12 protein-coding genes are annotated in these 12,749 nt (G+C 37.7%); 6 read left to right on the forward strand and 6 right to left on the reverse strand.

The window, feature by feature from the left end:
• The first annotated feature begins 147 nt into the window (after positions 1-147).
• From FFJ24_RS08855 to FFJ24_RS08865, 3 genes are read left to right on the forward strand one after another with little or no spacing between them, the layout of a single operon-like run.
• Positions 148-771 carry a (2Fe-2S)-binding protein gene (locus tag FFJ24_RS08855; RefSeq protein WP_138821161.1) on the forward strand — a complete coding sequence of 208 codons (624 nt, stop codon included), beginning with the start codon at positions 148-150 and terminating at the stop codon, positions 769-771.
• A complete protein-coding gene (locus FFJ24_RS08860) occupies positions 768-1,751 on the forward strand; it encodes a xanthine dehydrogenase family protein subunit M (protein WP_138821162.1) in 984 nt (327 codons plus the stop codon). Before FFJ24_RS08855 ends, FFJ24_RS08860 begins: the two co-directional genes overlap by 4 nt.
• 2 nt (positions 1,752-1,753) lie before the next feature.
• A complete protein-coding gene (locus FFJ24_RS08865; protein ID WP_138821163.1) occupies positions 1,754-3,877 on the forward strand; it encodes a xanthine dehydrogenase family protein molybdopterin-binding subunit in 2,124 nt (707 codons plus the stop codon).
• 131 nt (positions 3,878-4,008) lie between these two features.
• Here FFJ24_RS08865 and FFJ24_RS08870 read toward each other — a convergent pair whose 3' ends face one another.
• The 4 genes from FFJ24_RS08870 to FFJ24_RS08885 form a co-directional block, all read right to left on the reverse strand.
• The gene (locus tag FFJ24_RS08870) at positions 4,009-5,622 is read right to left on the reverse strand and encodes a S8 family peptidase (protein WP_138821164.1); all 1,614 of its coding nucleotides are present in this window, start codon (positions 5,620-5,622) and stop codon (positions 4,009-4,011) included.
• Positions 5,623-5,860: 238 nt separating this feature from the next.
• A complete protein-coding gene (locus FFJ24_RS08875) occupies positions 5,861-6,457 on the reverse strand; it encodes a DUF4142 domain-containing protein (RefSeq protein ID WP_138821165.1) in 597 nt (198 codons plus the stop codon).
• A 62-nt stretch (positions 6,458-6,519) separates the two neighbouring features.
• The gene (locus tag FFJ24_RS08880; protein WP_138821166.1) at positions 6,520-6,963 is read right to left on the reverse strand and encodes a GNAT family N-acetyltransferase; all 444 of its coding nucleotides are present in this window, start codon (positions 6,961-6,963) and stop codon (positions 6,520-6,522) included.
• Positions 6,964-7,084: 121 nt separating this feature from the next.
• A complete protein-coding gene (locus tag FFJ24_RS08885; protein WP_138821167.1) occupies positions 7,085-7,576 on the reverse strand; it encodes a YajQ family cyclic di-GMP-binding protein in 492 nt (163 codons plus the stop codon).
• A 75-nt stretch (positions 7,577-7,651) separates the two neighbouring features.
• Between FFJ24_RS08885 and FFJ24_RS08890 the strand changes: the two genes are divergently transcribed.
• The 3 genes from FFJ24_RS08890 (at position 7,652) to FFJ24_RS08900 (ending at position 11,263) form a co-directional block, all read left to right on the forward strand.
• Complete coding sequence (locus FFJ24_RS08890) at positions 7,652-8,221, forward strand: hypothetical protein (protein WP_138821168.1); 570 nt, start codon at positions 7,652-7,654, stop codon at positions 8,219-8,221.
• 100 nt (positions 8,222-8,321) lie between these two features.
• Positions 8,322-10,382: a polyphosphate kinase 1 gene (gene ppk1 / locus FFJ24_RS08895; protein WP_138821169.1), complete on the forward strand. Its 2,061-nt coding sequence runs from the start codon at positions 8,322-8,324 to the stop codon at positions 10,380-10,382.
• Positions 10,382-11,263 (forward strand): exopolyphosphatase, encoded by an 882-nt coding sequence (locus tag FFJ24_RS08900; protein WP_138821170.1) that lies wholly within the window; start codon positions 10,382-10,384, stop codon positions 11,261-11,263. Before ppk1 ends, FFJ24_RS08900 begins: the two co-directional genes overlap by 1 nt.
• 331 nt (positions 11,264-11,594) lie before the next feature.
• Here FFJ24_RS08900 and FFJ24_RS08905 read toward each other — a convergent pair whose 3' ends face one another.
• Together FFJ24_RS08905 and pgl are read right to left on the reverse strand one after the other, a co-directional pair.
• Positions 11,595-11,951 (reverse strand): DUF5655 domain-containing protein, encoded by a 357-nt coding sequence (locus FFJ24_RS08905; protein WP_246862776.1) that lies wholly within the window; start codon positions 11,949-11,951, stop codon positions 11,595-11,597.
• Positions 11,952-11,954: 3 nt separating this feature from the next.
• The gene (gene pgl / locus FFJ24_RS08910) at positions 11,955-12,680 is read right to left on the reverse strand and encodes a 6-phosphogluconolactonase (RefSeq protein ID WP_138821171.1); all 726 of its coding nucleotides are present in this window, start codon (positions 12,678-12,680) and stop codon (positions 11,955-11,957) included.
• Positions 12,681-12,749 lie beyond the last annotated feature (69 nt).

A 12,749-nucleotide genomic window follows, 5' to 3' on the forward strand; every position in this document is an offset into this window, starting at 1 on the left:
TCCTTTACTACTAATTTTGAAGGGGTTAGCCTTAGTTTTTTATATTAAATTTATAGATGGAACTACGCTGGAAGCGCAGCGTAGTTTTATCAAAAAAAATGTAAAAAAATCAGACTCCGGTACACATCCATTTAAAAATATCCAATTATGAAATCTTCCGATCAGAGACCAAATCAGGGCGACAGCAGGCGCGATTTCCTCAAAAAAAGCTCCGTCATAACAGCCATTGCTTTAACGCCCGGGGTTGCAGTTAAAGCAGCTGAAAGTAATGCTGATGAACGTTTTGCCGAACTTTTTGAGAAAATCCCTTTGAAGCTTACGGTAAACAATAAAGCTTATCAAACAACAGTAGAGCCTCGGGTAACACTTTTAGACTATCTCCGCGAAGAATTACATTTAACAGGTACCAAAAAAGGGTGTGATCATGGTCAGTGCGGCGCCTGTACTGTTCATGTTAATGGACAAAGGGTAAATTCTTGCCTTAGTCTGGCGGTAATGAATGAAGGAAAGAAAATCACTACGATTGAAGGTTTGGCAAATGGCGATACTTTACATCCTATGCAGACTGCATTTATTAAACACGATGGTTTTCAGTGCGGTTACTGTACATCTGGCCAGATTATGTCTGCAGTAGCCTGCGTGCGCGAAGGACGTACCAATTCGAGAGCAGAAATAAGTGAGTACATGAGTGGAAATATTTGTAGATGTGGTGCTTATCCTAATATAGTTGATGCAATTATTGAAGTTAAGGAAGGAGGAGAAGCGGTATGATTAATTTCCAGTATTTAAGAACAACTACTGCGAAATCAGCAATTGCTTTATTGGTAAAAGATAAAAACGCAAAATTCCTTGCCGGTGGTACAAACTTAATTGATCTGATGAAAAGAGGTGTTACTGCACCTGAAAAGCTTATCGATATCAATCATATTCCGTTAAAACAGATTGAGCAGGTTGGGAATAAAATCCATATTGGTGCCCTGGCTTCCAATTCTGCGGTTGCAGATCACGATCTGATCAAAGAAAAACTACCCTTACTTTCATTGGCCTTAAAGGCAGGAGCATCAGCACAACTGCGAAATGTAGCTACGGTTGGCGGTAACATGATGCAGCGTACGCGTTGCGGATATTTTTACGATATCGAAATGCCTTGTAATAAACGCCAGCCTGGAACAGGATGTGGGGCAATGGATGGTTTTAACCGGATGCATGCTATTTTCGGAACTTCAGAAAAATGTATTGCTGTTCATCCCAGCGATATGTGTGTGGCCTTAGTTGCTCTGGATGCTGAAGTAATTTTAGTCAATGCTAAGGAAGAACGTAAAATGTCATTTAAAGATTTTCATCGTTTAGCAGGAGACACCCCACAGTTAGACAACAATTTAAGGGTTGATGAAATGATCATTCGTTTGGAAATCCCGGTGAATAACCTGGCTAAAAATTACCATTATCTTAAAGTTAGAGATCGGGCTTCCTATGCTTTCGCGCTTGTATCAGTTGCTGCGGCATTCGAGATCAGCAATAATAGAATTACCGATATCCGCTTGGCAATGGGCGGGGTAGCACACAAACCCTGGCGTTTAACGGCATCTGAAAATTTTTTAAAGGGAAAAGAAGCCACCTCAACCAATTTTGAGCAGGCTGCGCAATTGGCCATGAAGGATGCAAGAGGTTATGGAGGAAATGACTTCAAGCTTATACTGGCGCCCAATACAATAATCGAAGCGTTGAATCTTGCAAAATCTAAAGCCTAGTTATGGAAAAGAGCATGTTAAAAGACGATAATGATCGCGTAGATGGATTTTTAAAAGTAACCGGGCAAGCCAAATATTTTGCAGAATATGAATTACCTGGCTTAACTTATGGTGTTTTGGTAACCAGTACCATCACCAAAGGGAAAATTACCTCACTTGATACTAAAACCGCTGAAAAAGCTCCGGGGGTAATTGCTGTAATTTCGCACCTGAATAAGCCATCGGCTGCTGCTTACGAGCAGGAAGGTGGCCCACAGATGAAGATTTTTTACACCGACAAGATTTTTTATAACGGACAGCCAATAGCCATCGTGGTAGCTAATACTTTCGAAAGAGCAACTTATGCTGCCTCATTGGTTAAAGCTACCTACGCTAAAGAGGAATTTAATACCGATTTTGAAAAAGCCCTAAAAGATCCGAAGGCTAAAAAACTTCAGGGACAGGCTGACTATAAACGAGGTGAAGAAAATGCTTACAAAACCGCAGAGGTAAAGCTCGAAGAAAGGTACTTTCTACCGATTGAAACACATAACCCTATGGAATTGCATGGGATTATTGCCGATTGGCGACCAAATAACCAGCTTACTGTTTACGCCAAAACCCAGGGGGTAAAAGCTACGCAGGGCACTATTGCAAATGTTTTTAAGATTCCGATGGAAAATATCCGTGTGAATTCGGAGTTTGTGGGTGGTGGCTTTGGCATGGCCTTGCGCACATGGCCGCTTGAAATTGCAACGGTAATGGCTTCTAAACACATAGGTAAGCCCGTAAAAGTGGTTATTACCAGAATGCAGATGTTTACCATGGTTGGTAACCGACCAGCAGCCATACAAACCATTGGTTTAGGTGCCAATAAAGATGGGAAATTAACAGGCATTACACATAGGGCATACGGCGAAACTTCTACCTATGAGAACTTTACCGAAGGTGTAGTGAACATGGCAAAATTTATGTACCAATGCGATAACGTAAATACTTCATACGCCATTGTACCGGTAGATCTGGGTGTACCTATATGGATGCGCGGGCCAGGCGAAGCTACCGGAGCTTTTGCACTCGAAAGTGCAATTGACGAGATGGCATACGCTTTGGATATGGATCCACTGGATTTTAGAATCAAAAATGATCCTGAAACCGATCAGCAGAAAAACAAACCATTTTCTAGCAAGAATATTAAAGAAGCTTATAAAATTGGCGCAGAGAAAATAGGATGGCGCAACCGGAAAAATAAACCTGGCAGTTTGATGGAAGGACCATGGCAAACAGGTTATGGCGTAAGTGTTGGGGTTTTTAACGCCAATAGGGGTAAAGCCAGCGTGAAGGGCATTTTAAAGGCTGATGGATCGCTGCTTTTACAAAGTGCAACCAGCGATATTGGCCCTGGTACAGGAACTGGCATGACTTTAATCGCTAATAAATTAATGAAGATTCCGGTAAATAAAATTACATTCGAATTGGGCGATTCGTCATTACCACCAGCACCAAGTCAGGGTGGATCGGCTACATTATCTACAGTAGGTTCGGCCGTTAATGATGTTTGTGTAGCACTAAATTCTGCCATTGCAGAACTGGCAGCTAATTCAAATATGGATGCTACATCCAATTTTGTTGATGTTTTAAAAAAGAATAATCTTCCGCAAATAGAAATAACCAAGGAAAGTCAGAGCGGTAAGGAAAAAGATAGTTACTCCATGTATTCTTTCTCTATCCACTTTGTACAGGTAAAGGTAAATAAGTTAACTGGTGTGGTAAAGATGAGTAAAATTGTTTCTGTAGGTGATTCCGGTACCATTGTTAGTCCGAAAACAGCCCGAAGCCAGATGCTGGGCGGTGCAGTTGGTGGAATAGGTATGGCTTTAACAGAAGAATCAATTATCGATCACCGTTATGGAAGATACATTAATAATAACTTTGCAGACTACCACGTTCCGGTGAATGCCGATGTACCAGAGATCGACGTTAATTTCATTAATAAACCTGATCCCTATATTAATCCGATGGGAGCAAAAGGTATGGGCGAAATTGCCTTGATCGGTTTTTCTGCAGCAGTAGCCAATGCCGTTTTTAATGCCACTGGCAAAAGAATCAGGACATTGCCAATTACACCCGATAAAGTATTGGATTAAAACAAGAGGAGTCAAGTTTTAAAAACTTGACTCCTCTAAATACCCTAAACAAAAAATGCGTTCTGTTGTAAATTGGAAGGCATTTTTTGTAAAGATTCTTCTCTTTCGCTCAGAATGACAATCTGAAAAAATTATTTAGCAACTGCTTTACCTGAATATGTTGCCGCTAATTTTAATGCATTGTAAGTATTTACAATTCCGCCACTGATACAAAGATCAGAAAAAGGAACAGAAACTTTTTCGGCACCTGGCTCTTCGCCTTTGGCATATTCTACGTTGTGGTTCACTTTAGTAACCGATTTAACGATAATTTCTTTTACTTGTGCTGCTGTTAGTTTAGGGTAATAAGAACGGATTAAGCCGGCTAAACCAGCCACAACAGGAGAAGCCATACTCGTACCATCTAAGTTTTTGTATTTAGAACCCGGTACGGTAGAGTAAATCTGAACACCAGGAGCGAAAACATCAACCTGTGTTTTACCAAAGTTAGAGAAACTTGCTTTTAATGTTTCATCATCTTTAGGACCTGAAGCACCAACGGTAATCCAGGATGCAATGGTTTTTTCATCTAAATCTTTATGGTTAGGGAAATTATTTTCAACATCGATATTTTTGTTTTCGTTACCTGCAGCCTGAACAATCAGTACATCTTTAGAGGCAGCATATTTCATAGCTTCATTAACTATGGCTTTATCCCAGCTATAAGCCTTACCAAAACTCATGTTAATTACTTTTGCGCCATTATCAACTGCATAACGGATTCCATTAGCCACATCTTTATCTCTTTCATCACCGTTTGGCGTACAACGAACACCCATAATGGCAACATGATCAGCTACACCTAAAATACCAAGTTTGTTGGTTCTATCAGCAGCAATAATACCAGCTACATGTGTACCGTGCATAGCGTCAGGACCTGCAACATCGTTATTGCCATAAAACCGCTCCTTATTATTGTTAGGATCATCGCCAACAATAGAACGAGGATCATAATCAAGATTTAAGTTATAATTGGCCTGGCGTGTATAATAATCAAATCCTTCTACAATCTGATCTTCGTAAAAATCTTTAAAACTGCCTTTTTCTAATTGTTGGCTCAATACATTTTGAATCCTGCCTTCAACCTCAGTAGCAGGTTTAAAGTTTTTAAAATCCTCTGCGGTTGGATTTTCTTTACCGATTTTCTTTACTACTGCATCTAAAGCATTTTTAAAACCAGTAATACCTGCCAGATTTGCCTTAGCTTCCGCTAATTGTTTTTCTAAATCGGCTCTTTCTGCTTTAAAAACTTCGAAATCTTTTTTATCTTTTTCTGCTACATTCGCATCTGTGGTATTTGCAAAACGTACCTGGTCGCGACGAACTAAACGGGTTAATTCTAAAGTTTCGAAGTTTACCGATCCTTTGGGGCCACCAATAAAGTTCCAGCCATTAATATCGTCGATATAGCCATTCTTGTCATCATCCTTTCCATTGCCAGCTATCTCTTTGGTATTTACCCACATAATCCTTTTTAAATCCTCGTGTGTAGCTTCTACACCGCCATCATTTACGGCAACTATAACCTTAACAGATTTTTTACCTTTTAAAAGTTCTTTATATGCTTTTTCGGTACTGATTCCGAAAGTACTATCACTTTTAAGATCAAGATTCTGCCAGTTGGCTTTTTGCGCATTGGCCAAAGTTGGTACTGCACTTACGAACGCAATACTTAACAGCGCTCTGAAAATTCTACTCTTATTCATTTATGTATTTTTGTATTAAACGGCGAAAGTTAATTTTAATTTTTTTATTGAAAGAAATTCTATTAATATTTTAAGATTTTCGCATGTTTTATTGCTGAGTTTTAGATAGCTTTCAATAGAAAAGTCGCCATTCCGACTAGAGCAACGCGGAACGGAGAGATCTTATATTGAAAGAGCTTCCGACTTCGTTGCAATCCGCTCGAAATAACGACTGATCTATATTAAAAAATGTCCTGATCTATTTTAAGCCAGCTGTAATCTTCTTAGCCATCTCGTCATGTGATTCAATTACTTTTAAAGTATTCGCAGCCCATTCTTTGACACTTTGGTCACGGTTTTCAATCCCCTGTTTAAATAATGCTACTGTTTTTTCATGATCGGTAACCATCATATCCATATAATGTTTGTCAAATGCTGTACCGGTCATTTTTTTCATTCCATCCAAATGGATCTGCACATCGGCAGGCAATGCATCAGGAGTAATCACTTTTTTGTTTTCCGCCAAAGCCTTTAATTCTGCATTCGCTTTGGTATGGTCGGCAAGCATTTTAGCTGCGAAATCTTTTACTTCGGTACTTTTAGCATTTTTTGCTGCAATTTTAGCTGCTTCAACTTCCATAATACCGCCTACAGCTGCTTTTCTTAAAAATGTTGCGCCTGCCTCATCAATACCAGATTCGGTACTTTCGGCACCGGTAACATGGTTACCGTTTACCATGGTGGTATCGCCGGAAACGCTGTCTTTTGTAGTCGCCGATTTTTTATCAGCAGTTTGACAAGCCTGAAAGGAAAGTGCCAAGGCAAAAGCTGTTGACAATAAAAATATCTGTTTCATGTTTTCTCTATATTTAATAAATTAGAAACAAGAGCACAGGAAAAAGGTTTTGTTGTTAAAGGTTATTGTGCCAGTCCGTATGGATTTTTAATAACAATAGCCATTAAACGCTCCGGATTTTCAACTGGTTCAAACCCAAATTGCTTATACAATTCATGTGCATCCAAAGTGCCCAGGCGATATGATCGTAAGCCCTGTAAATCGGGATGAAAAATCATAAACGACATCAGTTTTTTCGATAAACCCAATCCGCGGTAGCTTTCTTTAACATAAACATCACAAAGCCATGCAAATGTGGCTTTATCTGTTACCCAACGTGCAAACCCCACTTGCTCCTGATCTCTATAAATCCCAAAACAAAGCGAATTTTCTATTGAACGTTTTACAGTATCCAGCGGAATGCCTTTTGCCCAATAAGATTCTACACTTAAATAAGAATGTATGGCTTCGAGATCTAAAAGCTCCTTTTTATCAGAAAATATAAAATCATTTTCGCTGATTTCCATTTTGATTAATGATTGAATTTTGAATGATTAAATGAGTGAATTCTTTCAAAATCCACTTAAAGAATTAGCTGGTTTTTCCTAAGCCTCTTCCGCAGTTAACCTATTTAACCAGTTAAGCTTTCTAATTACGCATATTAATAAACTGCAATGGCTGATCGAAATCTTCATTTCTACAAAGGCTGATCACGGCCTGCAAATCATCAATTTTCTTTGCGGTTACCCGAACCTGATCATCCATAATAGATGGTTGAACTTTTAAGCCGCTGGCTTTGATTTTCGCCACTACTTTTTTTGCTGCTTCTTTATCCAATCCTTCTTTTATGCTGATTTCTTTTCTGATCATGTTGCCTGAAGCCTGTTGCTCGTCGCCAAAGTCTAAACTTTTCGGATCTAAATTCTGCTTCATCATCCGTGAAATAATGGAACCTTCGATCGCTTTCAATCGCATATCATCTTCAGTAACAATGGTTATTACATTTGTTTTTTTATCCAGATCGATCGTGCTTTTCGACCCGTTAAAGTCGAATCGGTTAAGGATTTCTTTTTTAGCATTGTTAATGGCGTTGTCTAATGTCTGCGCATCAACTTTACTTACAATATCAAAAGAAGGCATGGTTTTAGCTTTAAAGTAAAAAAATAAGTAGATTTAATAGAAATTAATCCATCCTCACAAAAAAACGAAAATAATATGAAAACAACTAAGCCGAAGTCTCAAAAAAAGATTACAAAAAAAGAAATTAAAAAACAACTTGAGCAGTCAATCACGGATAAGTTTTTAGAAGTAATTAAAAGTTTAGGTCATGATGTATCGGAAATTAGTACGGAGGTGGGTAAAGCAAGTAAACGGGTGGCTAAAAAATTAACCAGGAAATTTACGATTGTGAAAGCTGATGTGGGACAAAAAATTGATGATTTGTTACATGCATCTAAAGAGAAGGCAAAAGCAGCGAAAAAACCTGTTACCAAGGCGATAAGTAAATCTGAAAAATCTGCTGAAAAAGTAGTTAAAAAAGCTGTCGCTAAGGCAAAACCAGTAGTACAAAGCATTAAAGTTGCAGCGATAGAAACTGAAGAAAAAGCAGAAAAGGTATTGGCAAAACCATTGGCGACAGCAAAAGAAGCTGTTAACGAAGCCACTAAAGTAACTAAAAAAGCGGATGGTAAAACATTAGAAACGGTTACTGATGTTGTTAAAAAAACAGTTGTTAAAGCTACCCCTGTGGTTAAGAAAGTTGTAAAAACCCCTGCTAAAAAATAAATTTGTTAACGTTAACATGCAAATGAATTAACATCGATTTAACAAATTAATGTGCAGTTTTGAACATCCCTGTTTTGGCAGGGATTTTTTATTTTTTTAAATGAGCAATAAGAAGATTCCATTTTTTAACCGCGAAATCAGTTGGCTTTACTTTAATGAACGTGTACTGCAAGAAGCGGCCGATGAAACAGTTCCGCTGATTGAACGGATTAAATTTCTATCTATATTTTCTTCCAATTTAGAAGAGTTTTATCGCGTTAGGGTGGCCACCATGACGCGGTTAACCAATCTGAACGATAAGGCTAAAGCACTTTTAGGATTTAATCCAAAGAAAATTCTGAATGAGATTAAAAATATTGTTGTAAAACAGGAAAGAAAATTCGACCAGCTTTTTCAGGCTACTTTAATCAACGAACTTGCTCAAAACAGGATTTTTATTTTAAATGATACTCAACTGAATGTAAGCAGGGGAGAATTCGTTAAAAATCATTTCAGGGATAAGATTTTATCTAATCTGGTTCCTATTATGCTGGATATGGATAAACCATTTCCAGAATTGAAAGACCGGTATCTTTACTTTTTTGTTAAACTTTCGAAAAAGGATACAAAGGTTAAAGAGAAATATGCACTTATTGAAATTCCACCTAATTTACCCCGGTTTTTAGTACTGCCCGAAACAAACGACCTCAAGTTTATTATTCTTGCTGAAGATATCATCAGGTATTGTTTAGACGATATATTTTATGTTTTTACTTACGATAATTTAGAGGCTTATTCAATCCAGTTAACACGGGATGCCGAATTGGATATCGATAAAAACATTAATGATAAGTTTATTGATGATTTAAAAAGCAGTTTAGAGAAGCGCAAAAAAGGGAAACCAATGCGCCTGCTTTATGATTCGGCCATGCCCTTAAATATGCTCACGGTATTAGTGAATAAGCTTAAACTGGAAGCTGAAAGTTTAATTCCGGGTAACCGTTACCATAAGTTTGGCGATTTTATTGCCTTCCCGAATGTGGGTAAAAAGGAATTGGAATATGCACCTAACATACCGCTTAAGGTACACGATCTGCACAGAACCCAAAGCATGTTCAATAAAGTTGCACAGCGCGATTATTTGGTAAATTTGCCGTACCAATCTTATGATTACATTATTTTGTTCCTGCGTGAGGCGGCAATTGACCCGAAAGTAACCGAAATACAGATTACCTTATACCGTTTAGCTGAAAACTCGAAAGTAATCAATGCCTTAATTAATGCGGCTAAAAATGGCAAGGCTGTTTCTGTTTTATTAGAACTTAAGGCCCGCTTTGATGAACAGGCTAATATTTACTGGACAAGCCGTTTAATGGAAGAAGGGGTTAAAGTAAATTATGGTTTAACAGATTACAAGGTACACTCTAAAATCTGTCTGGTTAAACGGATTGAAAAGGATAAGCCGGTTTACTACGCCAATTTAGCAACGGGAAACTTTAATGAGAAAACGGCAGGTTTATACTGCGATCATAGCATTTTCACTGCGAAGAAAGAAATTACCAACGATCTGGTCAAACTTTTTGATGCATTGAGCAAGCGTACCGTAACCAGGGGCTTCAAACACCTGATTGTTTCACCACTGGAGAGCCGATCTAAACTGGTTAATTTTATCAATCGCGAAATCAGAAATGCCAAACAGGGTAAACTAGCTTATATCATGTTAAAGGTAAACAGTTTAGCTGATGAAGGCATTATTTCCAAACTTTACGATGCGAGCAATGCCGGGGTTAAAATTCAGCTTATTATACGTGGTATTTGCTGTCTGGTACCAGGCGTAAAAGGCTTTAGTGAAAATATTACTGCGATTAGTATTATCGATAAGTTTTTGGAGCATGCCCGGGTTTATATTTTCGGTAATAATGGTAAAAACGATATGTATTTATCATCTGCAGATTTAATGAGCAGGAATTTCGAGCATCGCGTGGAAGTAGGTTTTCCTGTTCTGGATCATGATGTTAAACAGGAGATTCAGGATATTATTGACCTACAGTTACAAGACAATACCAAATCGAGACAAATTAATGCCTTAAACAACAACAAATATCACAAAAACAGATTAAGTAAAAAAATAAGGGCACAAGTGGATATTTATAACTATTTAAAAACCAAGCATCAATCATAATGTTAAGATACGCAGCTATAGATATCGGTTCGAACGCCGTGAGGTTACTCATTGCTGATATTAGCAAACAAGACGGAAAATATAAATACAAAAAGAATACCCTTATACGTGTGCCACTCCGGTTGGGCGATGACGCATTCCTGGATCAATATATTTCGGATAAAAAATCTGCAGATCTGGTAAAAACAATGGCTGCTTTTAAAAATCTGATGGATGTTTATCATGTTTCTGAATATTTGGCTTGTGCGACATCTGCCATGCGCGAGGCCAGTAATGGAGAGGATATTGTTAAGCTGATTAAAAAAGAAACAGATGTTACTTTAGAGATTATTGAGGGGCAGCGGGAAGCGAATATTATTTATGCCAACCACATAGAAGAGGAATTAGACGAAAATAAAAACTACCTGTATATTGATGTGGGTGGGGGTAGTACCGAGTTATCTGTTTTTGTAAAAGGTACTCCAGAGGCATCAAGATCTTTCAATATTGGCACAATCAGGATGCTGGATAACCAAGACAAGGAAGAAACCTGGGAAGAGATGAAAGATTGGGTAAAAGAGCATACAAAAGAATATAAACATCTAGCTGGTATAGGTACAGGAGGCAATATTAATAAATTGTTCCGCATGTCGGATGAGAAGGAAAATGCGCCTTTATCGTTGCAGAAATTAAATTCCATGTATAATAAACTCACCAGTTACTCACTAAAAGAACGTATCAATACCCTGGGTTTAAATCCTGATCGTGCAGATGTAATTATCCCAGCTTGTGAGATTTATTTAACTTTAATGAAGTGGACGGGCATAAAGCAGATTTATGTTCCTAAAGTGGGCATGGCTGACGGGATTATTAAATTATTGATAGAAGAGAAGCTGGATTAATTTGGTTGTGGTTTGTGGAGACACAAACCACCCTACGGCTGATACAGCAGCGTGCTTTTTCCGCATCTTCTTATGCCTGTAATTATTAAAGCAAAATTTTCTACGAGCTTTAATTTTGGCAACTTATTCCTTTGCAGTCCCAGTTTTTTATTCAAAAATGCATCATTTTGTGAATCCAAAATAGATGCAATCTGACTCTCTAATAGCATATCAATATATCTTTCATTACAAACGAAAGATATTAATTCATTATTAATGAAAGATATTATTCATTATTAATGAAAGATTTTAAATATTGTTGTTTCACGAAATATCCAACCACAAGCTAGCATCATTCCATCGCCATTCTAAGAAACGTTTTCACTTCCTTATTAATATCTTCTTCAAAGAAAATCCTCAAATGGTGGTTAAATTGATTCGTTCCCGGCACCTGTATAATTTTAGTGAAGCAAAGGTTATCCTTATACGATTGATCGAAAGGAATAACCACGTGTACAAAATTTTTACCCAACTGCGTAATGTATGCGAAGGGTGTTTTAGATTCTATGGCAATCATGGATTTTGCAGGCCTGAGACTTATCTCTCCAAATTCGGCCAATTGTTCAATAAAAAAACGGAATAACCCTAAGGTATATTCCGTTTTTCCTTTTAAAAAGTCTGATAAATGTTTTTCTTCAGACAACATCATCTCTTAGTCTTCAAGTAACTTTGTTGCAGCCTCGTCGGTAAACCAGGTTAATTTACCGTCAATCGGATCGATTAACTGAGAAGGGTACAGATCTGTATTTTTTTCTGTATCGCCAATCACATGCTTCAGCGCTTCGGCTTTATTCTCGCCAAATACCAAAAAGGCTACGTTATCTGCTTTATTAATTAACGGCGCAGTAAAGCTAATGCGATACGTATCCAGTTTTTCTACATATACAGCTGCTACGTTTACTTCTTCATCTTTAACCAAAGTAGTATGTGGAAAAATCGAGGCGGTGTGCGCATCATCACCCATACCCAAAAGGATTAAATCGAAAACGATGTCTTCACCATTAAAATGCTTGTCAATTGCTTTTTTATATTCGATAGCTGCCTTTTCTGGAGCCAAAGTAGTATCAACGTAAAAAATATGATCTTCTTTAATACCCAGTGGATCTAAAATGGTTTTCCTGGCCATTAAACCATTATAATTGTCATCATTGGCAGGAACATTACGCTCATCGCCAAAGAAGAAATATACTTTTTCCCAATCAATTCTGTGCTGCCCTTCAGTAGCAAGAAAATGGTAAAGTGCTTTAGGAGAACTACCGCCCGTAAGTACGAAATTGAAACGGTCGTTTTCTTCGATAGACATTTCTGCAATCTTGATTATGTAATCTGCCAGATCCTGGTTTAGTTCTTCTAATGTTTTATATATGAGTAGATTCATTCTGTCAATAATAAAATTCGTCATGCTGAATTTATTTCAGCATCTATCTTGATAAGACCCTGAAATAAA

This window comes from Pedobacter sp. KBS0701 (genome assembly GCF_005938645.2).
Taxonomy (GTDB): domain Bacteria; phylum Bacteroidota; class Bacteroidia; order Sphingobacteriales; family Sphingobacteriaceae; genus Pedobacter.

Bases quoted from the DNA above. Each gene is read 5' to 3' on its own strand.
- FFJ24_RS08855 (WP_138821161.1), top strand. From the start codon at position 148: ATGAAATCTTCCGATCAGAGACCAAATCAGGGCGACAGCAGGCGCGAT.
- FFJ24_RS08860 (WP_138821162.1), top strand. From the start codon at position 768: ATGATTAATTTCCAGTATTTAAGAACAACTACTGCGAAATCAGCAATT.
- FFJ24_RS08865 (WP_138821163.1), top strand. From the start codon at position 1,754: ATGGAAAAGAGCATGTTAAAAGACGATAATGATCGCGTAGATGGATTT.
- FFJ24_RS08870 (WP_138821164.1), bottom strand. From the start codon at position 5,622: ATGAATAAGAGTAGAATTTTCAGAGCGCTGTTAAGTATTGCGTTCGTA.
- FFJ24_RS08875 (WP_138821165.1), bottom strand. From the start codon at position 6,457: ATGAAACAGATATTTTTATTGTCAACAGCTTTTGCCTTGGCACTTTCC.
- FFJ24_RS08880 (WP_138821166.1), bottom strand. From the start codon at position 6,963: ATGGAAATCAGCGAAAATGATTTTATATTTTCTGATAAAAAGGAGCTT.
- FFJ24_RS08885 (WP_138821167.1), bottom strand. From the start codon at position 7,576: ATGCCTTCTTTTGATATTGTAAGTAAAGTTGATGCGCAGACATTAGAC.
- FFJ24_RS08890 (WP_138821168.1), top strand. From the start codon at position 7,652: ATGAAAACAACTAAGCCGAAGTCTCAAAAAAAGATTACAAAAAAAGAA.
- ppk1 (WP_138821169.1), top strand. From the start codon at position 8,322: ATGAGCAATAAGAAGATTCCATTTTTTAACCGCGAAATCAGTTGGCTT.
- FFJ24_RS08900 (WP_138821170.1), top strand. From the start codon at position 10,382: ATGTTAAGATACGCAGCTATAGATATCGGTTCGAACGCCGTGAGGTTA.
- FFJ24_RS08905 (WP_246862776.1), bottom strand. From the start codon at position 11,951: ATGATGTTGTCTGAAGAAAAACATTTATCAGACTTTTTAAAAGGAAAA.
- pgl (WP_138821171.1), bottom strand. From the start codon at position 12,680: ATGAATCTACTCATATATAAAACATTAGAAGAACTAAACCAGGATCTG.